The sequence below is a fragment of the Listeria sp. ILCC797 genome (assembly GCF_900186185.1).
GTDB lineage: Bacteria > Bacillota > Bacilli > Lactobacillales > Listeriaceae > Listeria > Listeria goaensis.
Map to the genome: position 1 here is coordinate 353,185 of NZ_FYBS01000001.1, position 23,625 is coordinate 376,809.

The 23,625-nt window shown below is 38.2% G+C and carries 21 protein-coding genes; 2 read left to right on the forward strand and 19 right to left on the reverse strand.

What is annotated here, in order from left to right; all coding sequences use genetic code 11:
- Window positions 1-4: 4 nt before the first annotated feature.
- From BN1609_RS01695 to BN1609_RS01725, 6 genes are all read right to left on the reverse strand, one after another.
- Window positions 5-247 carry a hypothetical protein gene (locus BN1609_RS01695; protein WP_088808719.1) on the reverse strand — a complete coding sequence of 81 codons (243 nt, stop codon included), beginning with the start codon at window positions 245-247 and terminating at the stop codon, window positions 5-7.
- A gap of 19 nt (window positions 248-266) precedes the next feature.
- Window positions 267-1,733 carry a multicopper oxidase family protein gene (locus tag BN1609_RS01700; RefSeq protein WP_088840448.1) on the reverse strand — a complete coding sequence of 489 codons (1,467 nt, stop codon included), beginning with the start codon at window positions 1,731-1,733 and terminating at the stop codon, window positions 267-269.
- A 437-nt stretch (window positions 1,734-2,170) separates the two neighbouring features.
- Entirely contained in the window at window positions 2,171-2,482 is a 312-nt protein-coding gene (locus BN1609_RS01710; RefSeq protein WP_088840450.1) for a hypothetical protein, read from the reverse strand.
- Between the two features lie 23 nt (window positions 2,483-2,505).
- Window positions 2,506-3,408 (reverse strand): IS3 family transposase, encoded by a 903-nt coding sequence (locus BN1609_RS01715; protein ID WP_117590146.1) that lies wholly within the window; start codon window positions 3,406-3,408, stop codon window positions 2,506-2,508.
- Window positions 3,339-3,860, reverse strand: a complete 522-nt coding sequence (locus BN1609_RS01720) for a helix-turn-helix domain-containing protein (protein WP_088840451.1) — start codon at window positions 3,858-3,860, stop codon at window positions 3,339-3,341. The genes BN1609_RS01715 and BN1609_RS01720 overlap by 70 nt, the downstream gene beginning before the upstream one ends.
- A 470-nt stretch (window positions 3,861-4,330) precedes the next feature.
- A complete protein-coding gene (locus BN1609_RS01725; RefSeq protein ID WP_088815165.1) occupies window positions 4,331-4,513 on the reverse strand; it encodes a hypothetical protein in 183 nt (60 codons plus the stop codon).
- A 450-nt stretch (window positions 4,514-4,963) separates the two neighbouring features.
- Between BN1609_RS01725 and BN1609_RS01735 the strand changes: the two genes are divergently transcribed.
- On the forward strand, window positions 4,964-6,061 hold the full coding sequence (locus BN1609_RS01735; RefSeq protein ID WP_088815164.1) for a hypothetical protein: 1,098 nt from the start codon (window positions 4,964-4,966) through the stop codon (window positions 6,059-6,061).
- A gap of 70 nt (window positions 6,062-6,131) precedes the next feature.
- On the opposite strand, the gene guaA is transcribed toward BN1609_RS01735, so the two are convergent.
- The 12 genes from guaA to BN1609_RS01795 all read right to left on the reverse strand — a co-directional run bounded on the left by guaA (window position 6,132) and on the right by BN1609_RS01795 (window position 20,374).
- On the reverse strand, window positions 6,132-7,688 hold the full coding sequence (gene guaA / locus BN1609_RS01740) for a glutamine-hydrolyzing GMP synthase (RefSeq protein ID WP_088815163.1): 1,557 nt from the start codon (window positions 7,686-7,688) through the stop codon (window positions 6,132-6,134).
- Window positions 7,689-7,809: 121 nt separating this feature from the next.
- Entirely contained in the window at window positions 7,810-8,205 is a 396-nt protein-coding gene (locus tag BN1609_RS01745; RefSeq protein ID WP_088809064.1) for a PTS sugar transporter subunit IIB, read from the reverse strand.
- A 1-nt stretch (window position 8,206) separates the two neighbouring features.
- The gene (locus BN1609_RS01750; protein WP_088808706.1) at window positions 8,207-8,515 is read right to left on the reverse strand and encodes a putative quinol monooxygenase; all 309 of its coding nucleotides are present in this window, start codon (window positions 8,513-8,515) and stop codon (window positions 8,207-8,209) included.
- A 12-nt stretch (window positions 8,516-8,527) separates the two neighbouring features.
- A complete protein-coding gene (gene nadE / locus BN1609_RS01755; protein ID WP_088840452.1) occupies window positions 8,528-9,352 on the reverse strand; it encodes an ammonia-dependent NAD(+) synthetase in 825 nt (274 codons plus the stop codon).
- 58 nt (window positions 9,353-9,410) lie between these two features.
- Window positions 9,411-10,901, reverse strand: a complete 1,491-nt coding sequence (locus BN1609_RS01760) for a nicotinate phosphoribosyltransferase (protein WP_088808704.1) — start codon at window positions 10,899-10,901, stop codon at window positions 9,411-9,413.
- A 124-nt stretch (window positions 10,902-11,025) separates the two neighbouring features.
- Window positions 11,026-11,409 carry a glycerol-3-phosphate cytidylyltransferase gene (gene tagD, locus BN1609_RS01765; RefSeq protein ID WP_088815161.1) on the reverse strand — a complete coding sequence of 128 codons (384 nt, stop codon included), beginning with the start codon at window positions 11,407-11,409 and terminating at the stop codon, window positions 11,026-11,028.
- Between the two features lie 17 nt (window positions 11,410-11,426).
- On the reverse strand, window positions 11,427-12,563 hold the full coding sequence (locus BN1609_RS01770) for a CDP-glycerol glycerophosphotransferase family protein (protein ID WP_159458320.1): 1,137 nt from the start codon (window positions 12,561-12,563) through the stop codon (window positions 11,427-11,429).
- Between the two features lie 62 nt (window positions 12,564-12,625).
- A complete protein-coding gene (locus BN1609_RS01775) occupies window positions 12,626-13,651 on the reverse strand; it encodes a ribitol-5-phosphate dehydrogenase (RefSeq protein WP_088808701.1) in 1,026 nt (341 codons plus the stop codon).
- A complete protein-coding gene (locus BN1609_RS01780; protein ID WP_088815158.1) occupies window positions 13,644-14,357 on the reverse strand; it encodes a 2-C-methyl-D-erythritol 4-phosphate cytidylyltransferase in 714 nt (237 codons plus the stop codon). Before BN1609_RS01780 ends, BN1609_RS01775 begins: the two co-directional genes overlap by 8 nt.
- 97 nt (window positions 14,358-14,454) lie before the next feature.
- On the reverse strand, window positions 14,455-17,025 hold the full coding sequence (locus tag BN1609_RS01785; RefSeq protein WP_159458321.1) for a YfhO family protein: 2,571 nt from the start codon (window positions 17,023-17,025) through the stop codon (window positions 14,455-14,457).
- A 65-nt stretch (window positions 17,026-17,090) separates the two neighbouring features.
- A complete protein-coding gene (locus BN1609_RS01790; RefSeq protein WP_088840455.1) occupies window positions 17,091-18,077 on the reverse strand; it encodes a hypothetical protein in 987 nt (328 codons plus the stop codon).
- On the reverse strand, window positions 18,074-20,374 hold the full coding sequence (locus BN1609_RS01795) for a CDP-glycerol:glycerophosphate glycerophosphotransferase (RefSeq protein ID WP_088840456.1): 2,301 nt from the start codon (window positions 20,372-20,374) through the stop codon (window positions 18,074-18,076). Before BN1609_RS01795 ends, BN1609_RS01790 begins: the two co-directional genes overlap by 4 nt.
- 214 nt (window positions 20,375-20,588) lie before the next feature.
- On the opposite strand from BN1609_RS01795, the gene galU reads away from it, so the two are divergent.
- Window positions 20,589-21,497, forward strand: a complete 909-nt coding sequence (gene galU / locus BN1609_RS01800) for a UTP--glucose-1-phosphate uridylyltransferase GalU (protein ID WP_088808696.1) — start codon at window positions 20,589-20,591, stop codon at window positions 21,495-21,497.
- 107 nt (window positions 21,498-21,604) lie between these two features.
- Here the strand turns inward: galU and BN1609_RS01805 are convergent, their stop codons facing one another.
- Entirely contained in the window at window positions 21,605-23,608 is a 2,004-nt protein-coding gene (locus BN1609_RS01805) for an SH3 domain-containing protein (protein WP_117584596.1), read from the reverse strand.
- Window positions 23,609-23,625: the final 17 nt, after the last annotated feature.

Sequence of the window (23,625 nt, forward strand, 5' to 3'; positions counted from 1 at the left end):
TGATTTATAAATATTTCTTTTTATGCAAATACTCCTCTTCATTGATGTGACCGCGCATGAATTCGTTAAGTAAAACTTGTTCAGGCTGTTCACTAGAGGAGGCAAATTCAATTTTTTCCTTCTCGCGACTCATCATGACATACATGAGAAAACTAATCGCTGCCATCATGACCACCCAGAAAAGCAGCATCAGAAGCATTCCAACCGTCCCCCCACCAAAAATATAGTCACACAAATCTCCAATCATTTTCACACAACTCCTTTTTCTACAGCACCTTGACTTGAGCCATCATACCGTTTTCCTCATGCTCAAGGTTATGACAATGATACATAAACACACCTTTTTGATTAAAGCGGATTTTTAGCTTGACCGATTCATTTGGCGCAATCACAACCGTATCTTTCAATCCCCGTTCATTGCCCATGGTAGCCCTTCCATTTCGGCTTACAATTTGAAATTGCGTACCGTGAATGTGAAATGGGTGATTCATATCCCCCATCATGCCACCTTCATTTGTCACCTCCCAAATGACTTCCGTACCTTGCTTCACTTCCTTGTCAATGCGATTCATATCAAATTTCTGCCCATCAATTGCGACCATATGCCCCATTCCAGAAAGCGTAATTTTGTCCACCTTCGCATCTTCAGTTTCCATAGGGGAATCAATTTGGTTAAGCACTTGTTGTGGGTTCTCGGTTCGAATAAGCGAATCCGCCACAATGAAACGTAAAACGGTTGCCCGACCGTCTTGTAACGCCACTTTCTTATTCCGTATTTTTGTAAAATCTAAAATAATTTCTGCTCGCTCACCAGGCGATAGTTTTAAATTTGTTAGCGACACTGGTTTCAAAAGAAGTCCACCATCAGTCGCGATTTGCGTGATTTTGGCACCATTTGAAAGGGCCAAGTTATACTCACGCGCGTTTGAACCGTTCACCATTCTAAGTCTAATTTTATCATACTTCACATCAAGATACGGACGGATAGTCCCATTGATGACTAAGCTTTCGCCTTGTGTCCCGTCGCTGTTTCGATCGTTCGCATAATCAAATTGGTTGTCTTCCATAAAATTGCGGTCTTGTATAATCACTGGAAAGTCATTTTTCCCATAAGCTGAAGGAAGGTTTTTACTCTTTTGATTTTCATCATCAATATAAATTAAGCCGGCAAGGCCCTGATAGACTTGTTTTGCCGTGTTGCCTTTCGGATGAGGATGAAACCAGAGTGTCGCTGCATCTTGCTTCACAGTGAAGTTGACCTCTTTTTTACTATATTCAGGAATGGTTTGGTGCGGCCCACCGTCTGAAACAGCAGGTACAACAAGCCCGTGCCAGTGGAAACTTGTTTCCTCGTTCAAACTATTTTTCGTTCGAAAGGTTACTTTTTGACCTTTCTCCAGCCGAATAACTGGACCTAAATAATTTCCATTATAACCAAGTGTCTTCGTTTTTTCACCTGTTTTTATGACTGATTCGCCAGTTTTTGCTTCAATATCATAAACGACCCTTTCATCATTAACCGTCGATGGCTCAAGTATATCCGGTATTTTCAGTGGCCGAGGCGCTTCATCTGGTTCTTCTTTTAAGGTAACAACTTTATCCTCCGCTCCCATGTCCATATTGCGATGTTCATTTGGGGACATATTTTTATTCATCAGCCAAAAACCAATTAATAAAATACTTATCAGCAGTAAAACACCAATAACAATGCTCCAAATTAAACTTTTTTTCAATCTCACCCCTCCTTTATACATATAGGTTAGCAAAACTCTATGGAGAAAATATGGAGAATTTAGAATGCGCCTCCATATTTCCTCCACGTTATCATGGTATTATATAAATGTAGTAAACAGCTTTTTGCTGTTTGCTGCCCCACCTAGTTACCAAAAGAGCGAACTGGCCTTGTCGCTTTTTTGGTTTTTTTTGTTTAAAAAAAGCAACAATCAAGTGGAAAACCATTTGATTGTTGCTTTTTTAATTATCTTCCAAAAACTCGTCGCGATAAGATGGATAGTTGCTAAAAAAGTATTTCGATACAATAAAATGTTCTGTTTCCTCGTAGTCTACTTTTTGAATTGTGTCCTCATGATTGAATAAAAAAATGGCAGCATCCGGACACGACTGAAGTGCACCGCGAAAGTTGGACTTCTTGACTGAATTCAATGTTAATTCAGAGCATATGATTGAAATATCCATTTAAATCATCATAACTTAGTTCAGACTCAACCACTTTACATGAAATTGCCTTAATTGTCATGATACCATTCGGTGTATTGATTATGAATTCAGAAAATTCACTATGTATTTTTTCGTTAATTCCAGTTATTGTCATAGTGCTTTCAATATTCATGGATTTAACTCCATAAAATAATATATCTATAGTAGTATTTAAATCTTCGACACTTCTGAGCAATAATGTATTTAATGATACACTATATTTCCAAATTCTAAATTTCCTTTTGTCAAAGTGATTTTTCAGCATTTTATTTCCTCCAAATAATCATACTATTTATTTTTGAACTTCAAGTATTGTCTAGGCGATTTTCCATCAAGTCGCAAAGATATTCGCTCATTATTATAGTAGCTAATATAGTTATGTAGCTCGTTGGCAAAGTGCTTTATGCTTGTAAATTCTTGATTGTAGTAAAATTCTGATTTTACTGTGCCGAAGAAACTCTCAATGGCTGCATTATCTAAACAATTACCTTTCCTCGACATACTTTGAGTAATCTTCTGCTGGAATAGAATACTTTGGTATAGAAAAGATTGATAGTGATACCCTTGATCAGAATGTAAAATTGTTTCTGTTGCGTATGATCTTCGTCTTGCTACTTGTTTCATCATTCTCTCTATCATTTCTAGATTAGATGTTTGACTGATATCATATGCGATTATTTCATTATTGTACAAATCCATAATAGGAGAAAGAAATATCTTCTTTCCATTAACCTGAAACATTGTAACATCTGTCACCCATTTTTGATTGGGTTTATCAGTTTTGAAATTTCTATCAAGAATATTATTTGCAACCTTTCCAACAGATCCATAATATGAACGATATTTTTTGGGTCTAAGTGTACATTTGAGTCCGAGTTCTCTCATTAATTTTAAGACTGTTTTGGAATTTAATGTTATACCATATTCATGTAAGGCATAAGTTATTCTCCGATACCCGTACCTACCTTTATGTTGCTCATAAATTTCCTGAATATATTTTCGTATGTCTAGATATTTCCCTATTTTATCTAAATGTTTAACGTGATAATAGTATGTACTTTTTGCCAGTCTTGCTACAACTAACAACTCAGTTATTGAAAATTCATGCCTTAGTTCATAAACTATTTGTGTTTTTTCTTTTTCACTAAGATTTTTTTCTGTTGAACTAAGGCATCTAACTTTTTTAAGTATGCATTCTCAGTCCGTAATAAATTGACCTCTTCAACAAGTTCTTTTCTGGACTTATGAGATAGTTTTAATGATACAGGTTTTAACTGCTCTTTATCATGCCTTCCTGATCGTTTATCAATCATTAATCCTGGCTCACCATGTCCAAGGTATATTTTTTCCCAGCTTCTTACAATAGTTGAAGAATTCAGATTAAACTTTCTTGCGGTAACTGCCAATGATGAACCGGTTCTATGCATATATTTTACTACATTTATTTTGAATTGACCATCATACACCTTAAACTTTCGTCTTTTTAATACTTCTTCACCATTCGCTTTATAATCTGCAACCCACTTCTGGATTTGGGAACGATGGATTTCATATTTTTCTGCCAAGAATCCAAAATATACCATACCTTCAGTATACTCTTTGACTAGCTTTAGCTTAAATTCATAACTATATTTCATTCTCATTATTATTCCACTCCTGTCTCACTATTATTATAGTCTAACATTTATGGACCACCTCAGACATTATAATAGGCGAATGTGTGGCGATAATAAATTGCGCCCCTTTCTTCGCTAAATTATTTATCGCCTGAAGCAAAGTTAGTTGGTGACAAAGCCGCTTCCGGTTCATCCAATAAATACACGCCATTTTCGGAAAAACGATTCAAAATGACTGCCATAAAAGCCTCACCATGCGATTGTTCATGAAGAGATACCCTGTCCCGTAAGAATCAATAATCGGATTCCCACCACCTTCTTTATCCAATTAATCTATCGTTGTAGCTAAATTATAAAAGCTTTCTGCTCTTAAAAAGAAAGAATAATCTGCTCGTTTTATTCCCTTCACAACCCGAATTGCATCACTTAATTGGCTATGCGTTTCTTTCGTATAGAATGTAAAAATTTTTGTACAGCTTTCTGGATTCAATCCGTAGTTAACCGCCATCGCTTCTAAATAAAGTCGATTTTCCCATGCCGTTTCCGCCAACAAAAAATGTTATATTTTCATCAAAAACTAGTTCTTCGGTCTTTTGAATTGAAGGAATATTGAATGGGTAGATGTCTGCATTGTTTTTGTGGATTCGGCACTTTTTGATGTAGTTTTGGTTGGTGAACATCTTTGGCAGCTCCTTTGTGTTTGACTTTTGAAATAATGCTCTTCTAATTTTTGTCTCAAATTTCGTAATCCGCTTACCAATAGATGTTGGTTAGGCTAGAAAAAAGCAACATGAAAGAATTTAACGTTTTTTAGATTTTTTGACTTTCGATTGTTATTGTAGGGTTGGTTTGCAAAATAGTTGCAGATAAAATTCAAAAAATCTTTTTAAGTCATATCTCTTCAATTGTTTTTTCCAAAAAGGTGATATAATGAAAGATAAACGATATAAAAGCATTCTTGTAACAGTGTTGGGAGAGAAACCGATTATCATACAATCGAGAATTGATAAAATCGAAGGAGTAAAAATTCAATTTGAAAATTTAGTTGTGAATCCTTATGTATCAAATAAGTTCATTACTTTATCTTTCAAAGCAGATAATATGAATTATTACTAAAGGGGAGCTTTTGAATGAGTACAAGAGAGCAAGCAATTTTATACTGGATTCTAATTTCACTTTTCCTTATTATCATATTCGGAAGAAAAAATAATTTATTAAATTCTTTAAAGAACGTTATTAAATACATGATAAAGTTTTTATTAAATCCTATTGCTATAGTGATAATAGTAATAAATTTAATCTACTTAATTATAATATATTCTTTTGTATATAGAGATAATTTGCAGATTTCACCATGGTATATAAAAGACTACTTAATTGTTTTATTTTTTTCAGTCTTTCCAATTGTTGAGTATTTAAAAAAACTGAATTTTAGAGAATTAATTCTTGAAAAGAAAACCGAATTATTTAGTATTGTGGCTATTCCACTTTTCATAAATTCAACCTATACTTTGCCTGTTATCTGGGAAATGGTATTGATATTTATTATAGCAATTCTTTCTGCATTAATAGCAGTCGCAAATAAAAAAGAAGACACAAAAATTGTTGCTAATTTTTTTAACTTCTTTTTGATAAGTATTAGCTTGTTTATGCTAGTTACTGCGATAAATCAATTTTTGAAAAATATTAATGATGTTTTTTCACTGGATTTTTGGCTGTCATTTGGAATAGAACCTCTGGTTTGGGCATTAAATGTTCCTGTGATCTATTTAGCGAGAGAAATGGCTTTTATTGAAAAGAAAGTAATATTTAGCCGATATAAAAATAGAGTATATTCTTATGTAAAATACTATGCGAAATTATTAGTGCGAAAATCAAAATTTAGAAGGTACGAACACCTTGATTCTGATATTGCAAACTATATTCAAGAAGCAAGAGAACTTTCAGCTGCTGGAGGGAATAGGATATATATTAAGTTGAAAAAAAAAGATATATCAAATGAAATTTTAATAGCTATTGCTAGTGATGCAATTTTAGGGAGAAATACGTTTACTAACATAAACAATCAAAGAGAGAAATATCCTAATGTAGTTGAAATTATAAACGTAGATAATGAATTGTGCGTATTCTGGCAAGATAATTTTTTATCTACTGATTATAGAGATACTAGAATAGACAAAATGAAAACCATTGAATTGATAGAAGGAATTAAATTAGTTCAAAAATAAAATCCTAATGGTTACGCAAATAAAAAAACAACCGTGCCCCCTACTATCAAAGGGTTCACGGTTTCTTTATTTATTCCCACTCCACCGTCGCTGGTGGTTTACTCGTCACGTCATACACAACACGATTCACGTGCTTCACTTCATTCACGATTCGCACAGAAATTTTCTCCAGCACGTCCCACGGGATGCGCGCCCAGTCGGCTGTCATGCCGTCGATGCTTGTTACGGCGCGGAGGACGACAGTGTGGTCGTATGTGCGGCCGTCACCCATGACACCCACGCTTCGGATGTTTGGTAGGGCTGTGAAGTATTGCCAGATTTCGCGTTCAAGACCGGCATTTTTAATTTCTTCTCTTAGGATAAAATCGGATTCGCGGACGATTTCTAGTTTTTCTTCCGTCACCTCACCGAGTACGCGAATACCGAGGCCTGGACCTGGGAAGGGTTGGCGCCACACAATTGCGTCTGGCATACCGAGTTCCGTTCCGAGTGCGCGCACTTCGTCTTTGAATAGCGTATTTAATGGCTCAATCAATTTAAATTGCATGTCTTCTGGAAGTCCGCCAACATTGTGATGCGATTTAATTGTTTGCGCCGTCGCTGTGCCGCTTTCAATGATGTCCGTATAAAGCGTACCTTGCGCTAGGAATTCTACGCCGTCTAGTTTGCTCGCTTCATCATCGAATACGTAAATGAATTCGTTGCCGATGATTTTGCGTTTTTGTTCAGGATCTGAAACGCCTTTTAGTTTGTCCATGAAACGTTTTTTGGCGTCAACCTTAATAATATTCATGTTGAACTCGCCTTGAAGGGTTGCCATAACTTGATCGGCTTCACCTTTACGAAGTAAGCCATGATCAACAAAAATACATGTAAGCTTATCACCAATTGCCTTGTGGATCAAAACGCCGACGACGGAAGAATCGACCCCGCCAGAGAGAGCTAGGAGCACTTTTTTATCCCCAACAAGCTCTTGAATCTTTTTAATTTCGACGTCAATGAAGTTCTCCATCGACCAATCACCCTTACAACCGCATATGTTTAAAGCAAAGTTTTTAAGCAGGTCGTTGCCGTATTCTGAGTGGCGCACTTCCGGGTGGAACTGGACACCGTACATCTTTTTGTTTTCATCAGCAATCGCTGCAACCGGACAAGACTTGCTTGTACCGATAACGTCAAAAGTTGCTGGCGCTTCAACAACGAGGTCGCCGTGGCTCATCCAGACAGTTTGGTCAGTCGGAATGCCAGCAAATAAATGGTTTGGAATTTCTAGATGTACATTTGCTTTTCCGTATTCACGGTCTTTTGCAGGTTCTACTTTACCGCCAAAATGTAAAGTCATTAGCTGCATGCCGTAACAAATACCTAAAATTGGAATGCCCATTTCAAATAAGCCTTCATCACAGCGGAATGCACCTTCATCATACACACTGTTCGGCCCGCCTGAGAAAATAATACCAGTTGGGTTAAGTGCCTTCATTTCCTCTACCGTAATCGTATGCGGGTGAAGCTCACTATATACACCAAATTCGCGGATACGTCGCGTAATTAATTGGTTGTATTGGCTACCAAAATCCAAAACGATAATTTTTTCTTGCTCTAGAAATTCTTTCATCTTTTTTTCCAAAACCACCTTATCTATAAAATTAAGCCGAGATAGTCGGCTCAAACCACAAAATAAGAAAAGGACAATCGCTTGCCCTTTCATTCTTCTTACATTTTAACGTCTTGCGAGGAAAGTTGCAACCCTAGATTTCACCAGTGAGCCTAAGCGCCTGCTCTAAAATTTTCGCACCTTCCATGCGACCAAACGCAAGCGAATCAATTTTTGCACTTGGAATCCCGATTTCTCCCAAAACTTTCTCCACTTCTTTATACATGTAACTCACTTGCGGGGCAACCAAAACGGCGTCCACTTGCTCCTTAAAGTCGCGAAAATGCGCACTCGTAATCGCCGTCACCGGACCCATGAAAAACACAACATCACGATCTTTATTTTTTTGGAAAAAATCAGCTTTCAATTTTACGTCCTCCGGGAAAAGCAAAGCGGCGTCTAAGTTTTGTTCTTTCGCGCTTTTTACAACATATTGTGCCATTAAGCCAGAAGTCGCGCCGCCCGCGCAAACAATCATAATCGTTTTCATTTTATAGCCCTTTTCCACCGATAATATCGAGTTCCTTGTTGCGTTCCACGTTTGCAATTAGCGGCATTGCCCGTTCGATTGCAGCCTTCGTTGCCGGGTTTTCAAGCGAAGCGCGGTGGTGCCCTTCGTCCGTCCAAATTTCGCTCACGTAAACAATATTTTCATCTTGTTCAGATATGCCAACGATGTAAGAAAGGCAAGACGCCTCTTTTTCGAGACCAGCGGCACTTTCAAGTAAAATTTCTGCAAGCGCTTTTTGCTGGCCCGGGTGAGCGACAAACGTCGTGAATAGTCCAAATCCCATCTTCATTTTGCATCCCTCCTATTTCCAAAAATCATCAAATATTGTAATCGCCATATGACGTTTATGCATAGATTTTGTGTACCAAGCTTCGATTTTTTGTACAGCATCTTCTGGGACTGCGCGCCCTTCCAAGTAATCATCAATCTCATCGTACGTCACACCAAGTGCCACTTCGTCCGGCAAAGCGGGTTTATCGTCTTCAAGGTCCGCTGTCGGTGCTTTTAAATAAAGATGTTCAGGACATCCTAGTTCCTTAAGGAGAGCCTTACCTTGTCGTTTATTGAGGCGAAAAAGCGGATTGATATCCGTCCCGCCGTCCCCGTATTTCGTATAAAAACCAGTAACAGCTTCCGCAGAATGATCCGTCCCAACGACCACCCCTTGATACATCGCTGCAATGGAATACTGAGCCTTCATGCGCTCGCGCGCCTTTTCATTTCCTTTCGCGAAATCGGAAAGTGTTACGCCAGCTTGCTCTAGTGTGATGACGCTCACATCGACGGCAGCTTTAATGTTAATCGTAATCGTTTTGTCAGGCGCAATAAATTCGAGCGCATCCGTGCGGTCAGCTTCATCGATTTGCTTGCCGTACGGTAAGCTTACGGCGATAAATTGGTAGCTCGAATCGTTTGTTTCGGCGCGCAATTCGGTAATCGCAAGTTGGGCTAGTTTGCCAGCTAAGGTGGAGTCTTGCCCAGCGGAAATTCCAAGGACAAGCGATTTTAAAAACGGATTTCGCTTTAAATAGGCCTTTAAAAAGTCAATGCTCTTCCGAATTTCTTCTTGTGGGTTTATTTCCGGTAAAACGTGCATCTCACGTATAATTTGTTCTCTCAACATCAAAATCCTCCTATCAAAACAGCGACCTACTTTTAGACAAAAAGAAAGCCGCTCGTGTTTGTTAAAATGGTATATCTAAATCAACTGGTGAATGAAGCTGCACGCTTTTGCGCACTTTCTCGATGTTGCGCATCTTATTTTTCCAGCACTTCACGCTTAAATCAACTGGGTATTGTTCTGGACGAATCGTACGCTTGTATTCATCCCAAAGCAGCGCCAGGTTATCCTCTTTATATTGCTTGATTTCCTCTAAAGTCGGCATCTCATAGACAAGCTCGCCGTCCTCAAAAATCGGCACAAGTAGCTCGCGCGCCGTAAAATGCTCCACCGTTTTCGTAATGTAAGTATGCACCGGATGGAACATCGTAAGCTCCTCCACCCCGTCCAAAGATTCATCGGAAAGCGCCACATAGTCACCTTCTGCCTTCAAGCCTTCGTCCGTCGTGATGATACGATACACGGTCTTTTTACCCGGGGTGGAAACTTTTTCCGTGTTGCTCGACAGCTTAATTGAATCCTGCAGCACACCGTTTTCGTCCGCGATGGCCGCCATTTTGTAAACCGCACCAAGCGCTGGTTGATCATATGCTGTAATTAGTTTTGTGCCAACACCCCATGAATCAATTTTCGCTTTTTGTGCCTTCAAAGATAAAATCGTATGTTCATCTAAATCGCTCGACGCAAAAATTTTCACATCCGGAAATCCTGCTTCATCTAGCATTTGGCGTGCCTTCTTCGACAAGAACGCCATGTCCCCGCTGTCCAAACGAATCCCCATAAAATTCACCTTATCGCCTAGTTCCTTCGCCACCCGAATCGCATTCGGTACCCCTGATTTCAGCGTATCATACGTGTCTACGAGGAAAATAGCATTTTTATGACTCTTCGCATAACTTTTAAATGCTTCATACTCATCTCGGTACGCCTGAACCATCGCATGCGCCATTGTTCCTGAAACTGGAATGCCGAAAATTTTTCCAGCGCGCACGTTACTTGTGGAATCACAGCCGCCAATATAAGCCGCGCGCGTTCCCCAAATTGCTGCGTCCATTTCTTGCGCTCGCCGCGTGCCAAATTCAGCTAAGCTTTCCGCTTCCACAACCTCACGAATTCGCGCCGCTTTGGTCGCAATTAAGGTTTGGAAGTTCACAATATTTAAAAGTGCCGTTTCAATGAGCTGTGCTTCCGCTAAGCTCGCTTCCACTTGCACGATGGGTTCTGTTTTAAAAACAAATTCACCTTCGCGAACGGAACGAATGTTGCCTTTAAATTTAAAGTTTCGTAAATACTCTAAAAACGGGCCATCAAATCCTAGTTCATCGTGTAAATAGGTGATGTCGGATTCTGTAAAACGCAAATTTTTCATATAAGCAATAATGCGCTCTAAGCCAGCAAAAACGACAAAGCCTGAATCGAATGGCATATCGCGAAAGAAAACTTCGAATACGCTTTTACGCTCATGCAAGCCGTCATCAAAATACGCTTTCATCATATTAAGTTGATACAAATCAGTATGTAGTGTTAAACTGTCGTCTTGATATAAGTTCGTCATCGTTCTCTCCTATCCTCATTTGGAAACGAATTTAATAACCCCATCATAGCACAAAACGGGGTGTGTTACTACTTCCGTGAATTTTTGAACGCAAAAAATCCTACGCAAAAATGGGCGTAGGATTTTAGCTTAAATCATCTTTAATTTGTGTCGTTGAAATGCCGGTCGTTCTTGGTAAATAAATGACTTCACAGTAATCTTTTAGGAAGTCAAATTCGCCGCTCCAATCGTCCCCCATCACGAAAATATCAACGTCATGCGTTTTGACATCGTCAATTTTTTGTTCCCATGTTTTTTCTGGGATAACTTCGTCTACGTAACGGATAGCTTCTAAAATCAATTTTCTGTGCGGGTAACTGTGATAGGCTTCTTTATGTTTTAGCGCGTTAAATTCGTCCGTTGAGACGGCGACAATTAAGTAATCGCCAAGGGCTTTTGCCCGCTTTAAAAGTTCAATGTGACCCCAGTGGAGCAAATCAAACGTGCCGTAAGTTATCACTTTTTTCATCGTACGTCCCTCTTTTTTTAAAGATTTTTTTTAATAAAAGAAACAAGTTTTTCGCTTGCATTTCCTGTCGAGTACTTGTTCCAGCTTTTTTTAAACGCCTCAATTTGTTCGGCATGCGCAGCCTCCGCTAAAATAGCGTCTGAAAGCGCCTCTGTCGTCTGATACGGCGTCCCCGGAATTAGATCCAAGTAGCCTGTGACAAGACCGCGTTCGCTATCATACGTTTCTAAATCTGGCGTGTAGAAGTACACTGGGCGGTCAAGTAGCGCAAAATCAACGGGGGTGGATGAATAATCTGTCACGAGAATGTCGCTTCCAGCCAAGACTTCCTTCATTGATTCTTCTTTCGGCACAATGCGTACAAAATCATCTTCTGGTACGTCAAGTTGACTCGCAATTGCGGGATGCAGTTTTAACAGCAAGACGTATTCGCTCGCCAATTTTTCGCGCATCATTTCCACATCGATGAGCAATTTGGCCGCACCAAGCTCATTGTCCCGGTACGTCGGAGCATATAAAATTGTCTTTTTATGATACTTCGCGCGGTAGCGCTTATGCACCCTCATGACCTCTTCTTTTTGAAAAAAGTAGTCTGTACTTGGCACTCCGATTTTGAGCAGCTTACTGTCGTCTAACAAGAAAGAGCGTTTGAAAATGTCAGCCATCACATCAGATCCCACGACCACATGAGTGAACGCCGCGTAGACGCGTTTAAATCGCGTCTGTTCGGCAGCTGTCCGTCCCGCAACACTTTTATCTTCCCATGCAAACTTTTTGAGTGCGCCACTCGCATGCCAAATTTGTACGCAGATTGTTCCTTCTGCCCATTTCATCACAGCAAGCTCGGGGAAATAATTATCAACAAGGACAACTTTTGCCGTGCTCATATGATAAACGCGCGACACCAATGTTTTTGTTTTCATAGGAATCATTCGCATAAAATTTTGAGCGATTTTTGTTGTGTCTAAACGTGGGTCATAAAAAACAATTGTTTCAGGTGTCACTTTTAGTTCCACCATTTTTTTGGAGATTTGTTCTGGGCTATCGCTAAACGTAATCAGCATAACCACTTTGTTTTGCCGTTTAAACATGCGACAAAGGAAGGCGATTACCTTGACGAAACACATGTATACAGAAGCTAAAATACGCTTCATTTTCATCACACTCCTTATTCTTTGTCCCTTTTATAAAAGCGCCGCACAGCGACGCCTTTTTCTTATATGTTCCACGACATGACCGTTTTCCCCCACGGGCTTCGTAAATCGGATTCGAACGCTTCAATGACATCTTGAATACTGCGAACATCATGGATTTCACCGACTAAATTGGCTAAGTATTCCACAGCGCGTTTATTTTCATTTAAAAAACGAACGGTTTCTTCAAAGTCAACACGACCACTGCGGCTACTACCGTAAACGGTAAGCCCTTTTTCAAGCACCATGCGTGTATTAAACTCAATCGGATATTCTGAAACACCGAGTAGCGATATCGTACCTTCTGGTTTGATGAGGTCAATAATTTGGCTGACCGCGTACTGGCTGCCTCTGCCTCCCGCACATTCAAATGCTTGGTCAATAACAAGCCCTTCCGGAATCTCGTCAATATTATAGGCACCGTCTACAAACGAGAAGAAATCCAGTTTGTACGGTGTTTTTCCAAAAATATAGACCTTCGCATCTGGGTACTTATCTTTTAAAAGAAGCGTCATGATGAAGCCTAAGTTGCCATCGCCCCAAACGCCGAAAGACGAGCGATTTTGGTCGGCGCGTGAATCAAAGCGAAGTAGCGCATGAACAGCTACTGAAATGAGCTCTGAAAAAGCGGCAACTGACATGTCCATATCTTCTGGTAACACCACAAGACGGTCCCGACGCATGAAAACATTGTCCTGCATGAGTCCATCAAAACCGCTTGAACGGAATTTCGTTGAACGCAAGTAGTTTTCTGCAATGACGGGGTCAGTTTCAACGGGTGTATTAGGAATCATGACTACTTTTGTCCCAATAGGAAATTCTTTTTTAGCATCATAAACGACTTCTCCGACACCTTCATGAATCAGTGCCATTGGAAGTTTTTTCGCTAAAATTTCTTTTCCGCGTGAACCAGTATAATAGCGCTGATCGGCCGCACAAATCGAAAGATAAGTTGGGCGAACAACAACGACATCTTCCGTCAATGTTTCATCAATGTTCGCGACTTCGAATTGTCGTTCAGACACGAGCCTGTATACTTGATTAATCATTATTTATCCGCTCCTGTATAATGGCATTCGCTACTTGCAAATCGTACGGTGTCGTAATTTTAATATTAAAAATTTCACCTTTTACTAAACTCACTTTTTCACCAGCTAACAGACAAATTTTACAAGCATCCGTTAAAATTTCTTTTTGCTCGGCAGAAAGCGCGTTGTAGTGCCCATAAATCATTTTCATGTTAAAACTTTGCGGCGTTTGACCTTGATACATCACATCACGAACCGGAATATCTGTAATAAATTCATGGTTGGTCGATTCAACAATTGTATCCGTCGCCGTAATTACTGTATCTACTGTGCCGTATTTCAAAGCCGCATCAATATTTTCTTCAATAATTCGGTGCGTTAAAAATGGACGAACAGCATCATGTGTGATTAAAACATCATCTTCATTTAAACCGAAATTCTTCTCTACATAACGAATTCCGTTCATAATCGTTTCATTGCGGTCGGTACCACCTTCAATGACAACAACTCGGTCATCTTGAATATGTTTTTTTAGGACATCTTCTGTGTGGTTCATCCACTCTTTTGGTGAAGCCACAAAAATCTTATCAAAACGTGCATTTAAAATAAATTTTTCAACGGTATGCACAATAACGGGTTTACCGTTAAGCGGTAAATATTGTTTTGGCATACTCACATTGCCCATCCGGGTACCTTTACCCCCAGCAAGAATTTCAGCATAAATCATTTCTTTATTCTCCTTTATTTCTAAAGTTTGAAAGCTCATACAGCTATATTGTAACATAAAAGATTGTAAAAAGAAGCTATCCATATTCACGCGAGTCTTACGAACGTTTCGCTCTAAATCTTAACCAGATCAATAGCGCACTACCTGCTAGTAGCGCAAGGAATCCTGCAAAAAGACCAGGTTGTCTGTAGCTCAGCTCAATTTTATTTTTCCCTTTAGGCACTTCAACCCCAATAAAACTCTTGTTATAAAGTGGCGTTATTTCAGTTTTTTCGCCATTTACTTTGGCACTCCAGCCTTTGCTATACGGAATTGTAAATTGGACAGTTTCTTTTTCTTCTGCTACAAAATTTGTTTCTAGCTGATTTTCACGTATTTTTTCTACATGTACGTTACTTTTTTCTAGGGCATTCACTCGATTTCGGAACATTTCTAAATCCAGTTTAGCAAACTGTAAACCACCGATGTTTTCCACCGCGTTTCGAACTACAAAAGTAACGGTGGTCACCCCGCTTTTTTGTTCGCCAAGATTAATAATATGCGGCGCTACCTCAAAGGTAGAATGTGACACTTGTTTACCGTTTACATAGATTTGTAAAGGCGTAGCGCTATTCACGATTCCATTTAATGACAGGTAAAGTTGCGAAGGTTTTTGGATTTCAATTTGTGCTTCCAATTTCCCTTCCGTGACGTGTTGATTTTTTTGGAGCGTCAAAACATTATTGTTTCGCGTCACTGTTAAATCTTTTGCCTCCCATTTTACTGGGGTCGTCATTTGGAAATACGGTAACTCACTTCCTTTTTTGGAAAAAAGTAGGTTTTGCTTCTCAAAGTAATTTAGCGACGGATCATCAAGTTTACTGCTAACCGCTTGATAGTCCACTTGCGGAATGTAGGCTAAGGAAAGCGCGTTTTGATTTTGATAAACGTCGTAAGAAGCAGTTTGCATGACCCGCTTAAAACCCTCTTTTGTAATCTGGCTATTTTTAGGTTGTATGTTGTATGCCACGCCAAACAAGGAGTCGGTAATTAAAGTGTTCCCTTCGTAGCGTAACCACACCATCGAAGGTGTTGTTAAAAAGCCTAGTTTCCCTAGATTTTGGTTCAGTTGCTTATGCGTAAGTGTATTGTAATTGGTTATGCCATTCAAACCATAGCGGAATGAATCATTATTTCGAAACGGCTGTTGACTTGTAAAATCCATTCTTGAAAAATCGCTGCCGCCAACTTCCGAGACAATCGCTGTTTTTTCTTTATCAAATTGGTTGTATTGTTCATACGTTTCAGCCGGGTAGACGCGATTTGTTTGATAGGTGTTCATCAGTAAGTCCGCTGCAACGAGTAACACTAAACACGAAATAGCGATTTTTTGATATTTCTCGAGACCGATCAGGCCAATCGTCAAGCAAATAAGCATAGCCGCATTGATAACTAAAATTTTTCTAGAGATGATTTCGCCATTGTTCAAGTAAAGCAGTACAAATAACAGCAGCAGAGCAGATAAAACGATTAAGATTTGATACATTTTCAAACCTGAAAATACATCGATACTTTTAGCCGCCATGACAACTGCAAAGGCCGAAAAGATGAAAATATAACGATATGGCCATCCGTTTGGTTCCGCAAACCCGTGGAAAACATAGTTCATTCCAACACTTTGCGTCGCTATAAATAATACGATTAAAGCGGCTAACCACAACAACTTCGTTTTCAATAAAATAGTGCGATTTAAAAAGAATAACACAGCTAATAATAAAATAAAGAGGCCTACGTAAACATTGGGCGCATTTTGATTCACATCCACAAGTGGATACTGAACGCCCGTTAAAAATTTGCTTAACGTATTGATTGGTTCTGTTAAATCAAACTTAAACCATTGAATAGCCTGATCCTTTTTTGGTGCAGATAGCGTTTCTAACACTACTGACACAACAATTGGTGCCGCTAATAAGGCAGAAATAATTCCCGATGAAACGAAATGGAAAAACTTCTTCCAAAAAGAAATCGGCTTTTCCCCGAGCTCAAAAATCCGAACAAGAAAATATAAGAATGCCCCGATACAAGCCATATAGCCAATATAAAAGTTTGTAACAAGAGCATATGTAATACCAAAAATGAATATTCCAGATTTTCCATCTTGAATAAGTTTATCTACCCCAAGCATAATAATGGGGAAAATATAAACTACATCCAGCCACATAATATTCGATTGATAAACAACTATAAAACCTGATAGCGCGTAGCTAATAGCAAGCGGAATTGTCCACCACGTCATCTTTTTAAATGTGTTTTTTAAATAGATTGCCATGAATAATCCTGCAAGACCTACTTTAATCCAGTAAACAATTTGAATCAGGTATACTAATAAGTCCTTTGGGAACAACGCGATGATGAAAGCAAATGGGCTCATCAAATAGTAGCCTATTATCCCGAGTGTTCCTACACCCATGCCACCTTGAAATGTAAATCCCCAATTCGCTTTTCCGTAAATCAAATCATGCAGTAGATAGTGAAATGAGATATACTGGCTTTTCAAATCGGCAGCCAGAAACGTTTTTGTTCCCCAAAAAGACATGCTGTTTAATGATTGTGCAATGATTACTAACAAAATAGGCAAAACAAAACTAATGCCATATATCCACTTTTTATTAAGTTCTTTCGTCTCCATATTTATCCCCTCAGCCATAAAGAGAAGCTAGCTAGTTTTTTAGCTAACTTCTGTTTGATATTGATTTACTTGCTAAAAAATAGTTCATTACATTTTTGTAGTTCTTTATCAGAATTTGCCCGCACAGCTTTATACAATGCATTCGTTGTTTGACGGTAAAAACGCAAGTAGTATTGTCTTGAATTAAAATGCATTTGATCAAATAAAAATGTACTAAATTTCAGATATGTTTCGACAAATAATGGGTCGCTCTTTAAATTTTGATAATTTTCGATTGGAACTTGCACGAAGAAATAACCAAGTGAAACTAAATCAGAAACAATTATTTTATCTAATTGCTCTAGTTTTTTCAGTAAACTGGTTAAAAATGTTTCCGCTTTTGCTACTTCATTTTTGAGAATGAGTTGCTGGAAGTACGGGCCAATTTGCTCCCGAACTAAATAATTCAAAGTATTAATATTATACTTTTGATTAAGCAAACGAATATGGCTATGTTTCTCCTGCCGCATCTTTAAAAACGCATACTTCTCAAAAACTTGTTCCACATCCACTTCAGCTAATTCTTTTTGGAAAACATCATCTTGAAATTCTAAGATTTTTTGTTTAACGATACTTTGATTTTTCGAAAGCAATCTAAACATTAACTCCTCAAAATTATCGCGGCCATCAAGTTCACTCGCTGCACTCAAAAGTTCTTTTTTACGAACCAACATAAAATGATAATTTTCTTCAAAGATTAGAAAGGGTTCTTGTTCGAGATAGCTAGGCACAGAAAGCTCTACTTCATTGATATAGTTTAACCCTTCTTCTAACTCTGTTTTTTCATAAGAAAAGTTCTTGACTTCTTTTAAAAAGACAGGGTTTTTTTGAAAATAATGAATGTCTGCACTTGCAATAACTTCCTCATAATTTTTAGCGAAAGTCATAATTTGAGAAGTTACGATGTCCGATTCATTTCCATTTAAAAGGATAAATTCGCCTTCAGCTGTATTTAATTTCGGAAGTGCTTCTTGAACACGTTCCTCCGAACTCACTTGGATAATTGAAATCATGCTCTCCCCCCTTTATTATCTATAAAAGTTTCAATAAAGCGACGGGTGGATTGACCATCAATACTAGACATAAATTGCTTTCTAAATGAAACTAATTTCTCATAATCATATTGATCCAATTTGATAGCTTCAACCAATCGATCTGTTGTCTTGTAAATATTCCCGGGGATCATTTCCTCATAGTTGAAATAAAAACCGCGTTCATCAAAATAATTATCAATATCATAAGCAAAGAAAAACATAGGTTTATTCATAATGCTATACTCGAAAATCACTGAAGAATAATCTGTTATTAGAACATCACTAAATAGCATTACGTCATTTATATCATCTGTCGAATCAATCATAATAATAAATGGATCGTCTAAATCAATATTCATGGTGATATTTTTAATCATCGGGTGAAATTTTAAAATTAAGACGTATTCATCGCTCAAGCAGTCGCGCATTTTTTTGACATCCATGACAACAGAGAAATTCTTCCGCTCGTCTGGTCCGCCCCTAAAGGTTGGCGCATATAGAATGGCTTTCTTTTCGCGTAAAATCGGATATTGCTTCCGATAAACTTCCTCGATATATTCTTTATAGTCATGATCAAAAAAGATATCTGTCCTAGGCACACCAATTGGAAATATTTGAGATTCCTTTTTGCGAAACGCCTCTGCATATTGCGGGACAATCGCTTCTGAACTCGTTAAAACGGCAGAGTAAGGCGAATGCGCTCGCGCTTCAAATTCTTCAGTGTTTGAATCATCGGCTTCTAATGCGCTAAAGCCAAACTTCTTAAAAGCCCCTGCCGCATGCCAAGATTGAATAACATTAGTTCTTTTACTGAACTTCAATCCATAGATTTTATTGTAATAATCATCTAAAACAATATTCTCAGCACGCCCCAACACATAATAAAGCTGTAGTATTTCTAACCAACTTCGCTGTTTATTCAAAAAGACAAAAATTCGTTCAGGTCGATTATTTAAAAACATAAAGTCATAAATCGCTAATAAATTGCCTTCAAGCTTCACGCTTCTTTCTGTTGCAAGTACAAGATAATCTTTTTTCGGCAAAAAACTCACCAATTTAAATAAGATTCTTCGCGCAAAACCATTTACGAGGCGTGGCGTTTTTAATTTCGAACGAATAATAAATCGGTTAGAAATTCTCTTCGCTTTTTTCCAGTTGTCTTCCTCTATAATACTAATGGTCGCTTGGTAGTATACAGGATAGGTTTTGATGAAAGCATCCTTTGCCTCTTCTCTTTGTTTTGCCCACAAGTAAGTAATTAGTTTGCGGAAAGAAGCCCTAGCTCCCTTTCGAATATAGTTTGCTCGGTCCATCGTACTATACATAAGAAAATAACGGAAAGATGGAATTAAGTTTAAAAACTTATCCGATTTTGTTTCAAACCAATTTAAAATCATCGTATAACAGGTGTTTTGAATGTCAACATCTTTACTTTCTGTTGATGCCTTGAGAGCAGCCCACAATTCAACACTAGAAACACGTTTATAATACTCCAACGCAATATTTTCAGGCGTCTTACTGTTTTTAATTTCTTTCTCCCCGTAATCAAAAACACCAAACACAGATTGCAAAATACGCACAGGATCTTTATAGACTGATTGTGTTAAGGACTCACCTTCACCGTCCCTCAAACGGTAGTAATAAACCACTTTTTCTACCGTATAAATATTTTCTGCATTCAGCAATGCATGAAGTACGAATGGCTGGTCCTCTCCATATCTAATTGTTTCAGGAAAAAAAAGGTTTTCGATTAATTGGTGGTGATATAATTTAGCACACGGCCCTATCGAATAAAACAATTCCGGATTTTTGAAAATCGTTTTACTCCCCGGTTTGGCAATATTGTGTTCCACATGAGAAGGAATGAACCATTCTTTCTCTGAATTAAACCGTTTAGTTGCCCCTGTAACTAAATCAGCATTATTCTTAACTGCTGCTTGATACATTAAATCAAGCGCATTATCAGGAATAATGTCATCGCTATCTACAAAACAAATATACTCTCCTTGAGCCTTTCGAAGACCATGATTCCGAGCAACTGCTGGCCCCGCATTTTCTTGTTGAATAAGTTTAAATAGTTTATGGTTTTTGATAAAATCTTTTACAATTTCAATTGTTCTATCTGTTGAACCATCATCAATAAGTAAAACTTCATAATTATCAAATGTTTGAGCTTCAATACTTTTTAAAGTTTCTAAGATGACTTCTTCCACATTGTAAAGCGGCACGATAATACTTATTGCGACTCTTTTGTTTTCAGTTACTCGCATGTTCATAAAATATTATTCTCCTAACTAAATGGCATATCTTGTTTAATTTTAGCTATTAAATTTATGGATGTCAATTCCAATTCGATTTTCTCCCGCGCATGTTAGCTTCCGCCAATCTATTTCTACGCTTATCAGTACAGAAATCAGTCTTGCTATTCTGCATCAATATCGTTTATAATGTTAGGAGGCAATGAAGTACATATTTATTGGAGGTTTCGAGATGAAAGTAAGAAAGGCTGTTATTCCAGCTGCAGGATTAGGGACTAGATTTTTACCTGCTACAAAAGCTATGCCAAAAGAGATTCTACCTATTGTAGATAAGCCTACGATTCAATTTATTGTTGAAGAAGCGATGGCCTCAGGAATTGAAGATATTTTAATTGTTACAGGTAAGGGAAAACGTGCGATTGAAGACCACTTTGACTCTGTTCCTGAACTTGAAATAACATTACGAGAAAAGAACAAACTTGAATTACTCCACCTTGTGGAAGAAACAACAAATATTAACTTGCATTTCATCAGACAATCTAAACCTAAAGGGTTAGGTGACGCCATTTTACAAGCAAAGGGTTTTGTTGGTAATGAACCTTTTGTTGTCATGCTAGGCGATGATATTGTTAAGTCTAAAGTTCCTTGTGTGAAACAACTTATCGACCAGTATGAGCATACTCATAGTTCGGTCATTGGTGTTCAAACAGTTCCACACGAAGAAACATATCGTTATGGAATTATTGATCCTGCTGATAAGATGAGCGATCGTTTATTTAATGTAAAAGGTTTTGTTGAAAAGCCTGATCCAAATGAAGCACCATCTGATTTAGCAATCTTAGGTCGTTATTTATTGACACCTCAGATTTTTGATTATTTAGCAACACAAGAACCCGGCGCTGGTGGAGAAATCCAGTTAACCGATGCGATTAATCGCTTAAATGAAATCCAACGTGTTTTCGCGTATGATTTTGAAGGGCAACGTTTTGATGTTGGTGATAAATTCGGTTTTATCGAAACAACAATGAAATTTGCTTTAGAACACCCTGAAATTAAAGATAACGTACGTCAATTAGTCGATAAGCTTTATCTTGAAATGCATAAAGACGATAAGGCTACAAGCAAGAAAAAGAATTCTTAATTCACAACTATCGTATAGAGAAGGATCGGAATCCCGACCTTCTCTATTTTTGTTCAAAAAAATCCTCAAGGTATCGACTTATCGTCTCCCCCTTGAGGATTCACTATTTATTTACTTAAATAAACTTCGGGAATGTAACCTTTTAAATTATTGTAGGTCACATATAACCAACCATTTTTAGTTTTACTTAAATCTACAGCCACTTTTGCTCTAGCAGGAATCACACCAACAACGGCAGAATTCCAGTTACTATCGGCTCTTAAATTAATCGCATTTATCGCATAGTAAGCTGTATATTTATTCTCTTTTGAAACATATGCCTCAGACAAATATCCTGATTTCCCAGCATATGTCATGTAGGCCCAACCATTTTTCTCTTTAGAATCATTAATTTGCACTTTTTCACCAGCTGGCACCACGACACTAATCGCAGAACTCCAATTGCTGTCAGCGCGAACATTTAGCAAATCATTAGCATAAGCATAACGAATCGGATTCGTTGTTTGCAAATACGTCCCCGGCAAATACCCTGCAACACCTTTATAAGTGATATACCACCAACCATCTTTGGCTAAAGCAGAGTTTACAGTTACGGCTTCACCAACCGGAACAGTTGTGGTGACGTTTGAATCCCAGCTACTATCTGCCCTAAGATTCAAATTATCCTTGCCATAGTAAGTGGCAATCGGGTTTGTAGTTTGCAAATAACTTCCTGGCATGTATCCTGAAACGCCGTTGTACGTAACATGCCACCAGCCATCTTTAGCGAGCGCACTGTTCACAACAACCGCTTTTCCTACCGGTACTGTTATCGCAACTTTTGAACCCCAATTGCTGTCAGCTCTTAAATTAAGATCATTTTTCCCATAATAGGTTTTCAATGGGTTTGTATCTTGAAAATAAGCAGCTGGAATATAGCCAGAAATGTTTCCAGTACTCGTGACATACGTGACATATGACCAACCATTTTTATTCTTTGATGAGTTAGCCACAATAGCTTTCCCTGCCGGAACAACGCCAGATACGCTTGAACTCCAACTAGAATCAGAACGTAAATTCAAGTTATCTTTTGCATAAACCGTTTTAAAGGTGTTCTGTGTTTGAATGTATGCATAAGGAATATATCCAATCGTTCCATTATAATTGACATACGCCCAGCCATTCTTACTTTTAGCTGGATCAACTTTCATCGAACCACCAATTTTAATTGTTGCTACCGTCTTGGAAGACCAATTTGCATCCGCTCTTAAATTAATTGGCGAAGAAGCATAGTAAGTTACATCCATACGATCATATAAATACTGAACCAATTGGAAAAACTCATTAAATGAATAGTTCCATCTTGAAAAGTATCCAACCGGATCACTGTGTGTCGTACCACCTAGGTAACGTGATACAGCGTCATGAGACCAAACCGTTCCACTACCTGTATTATGGGCATTTACTGGTGCTAAATTATACTTCTTTAAAATATAAGCCGCATAGTAAGCATCATTATAAACAGAGCGGTAAAAACCATCTGCTGTTCGTTCACGTACTAGCTCAACTTGCACAAAATATGGATTTGCTTTCGGTCCAGCTCCCCAAACTGCATAATCAGTTGGATGGATTTCGATAATTTGATTATGATCTACGAACGTATGGACAAATGCATTTTGCCAATTGTTCGTCATATAATTGATTTCTTGCGTAATCGTTGAATTATCATTAGCCGTTTCATGAATAACAATACCTCGAGGCTTCCCAACACCATCCTGATAAGCAAAGCGATCAAAATTCTTGATTTGTTGTTGAATAGTTGCTTTCGGATAGTTTTGGTTAATGATATGCTGATTTAGCGTAGAAAGAGACGTCGCGGATACTCCTGGAAGTGCAGAACGAAAAAGCATTTGGCCCTGTTCTTCCTCGACAGGCTTTTGCTTATTCTCATCTTTTTCTTCCTCAGTTTGTTGTTTTGGGGTATACACCTTTTCGTTAACTTCTTTATCTAAAATTTCATTTGCTCCAATACCACTGTCCCCAGATTCTGCTAAAACTTTCTCCGGATTCACAAAAAATAACATCAGAGAAAATATTCCAAGCAGAATAACAACCCAATTTCTTTTTTTCATAGCGCATCCTTTCTATT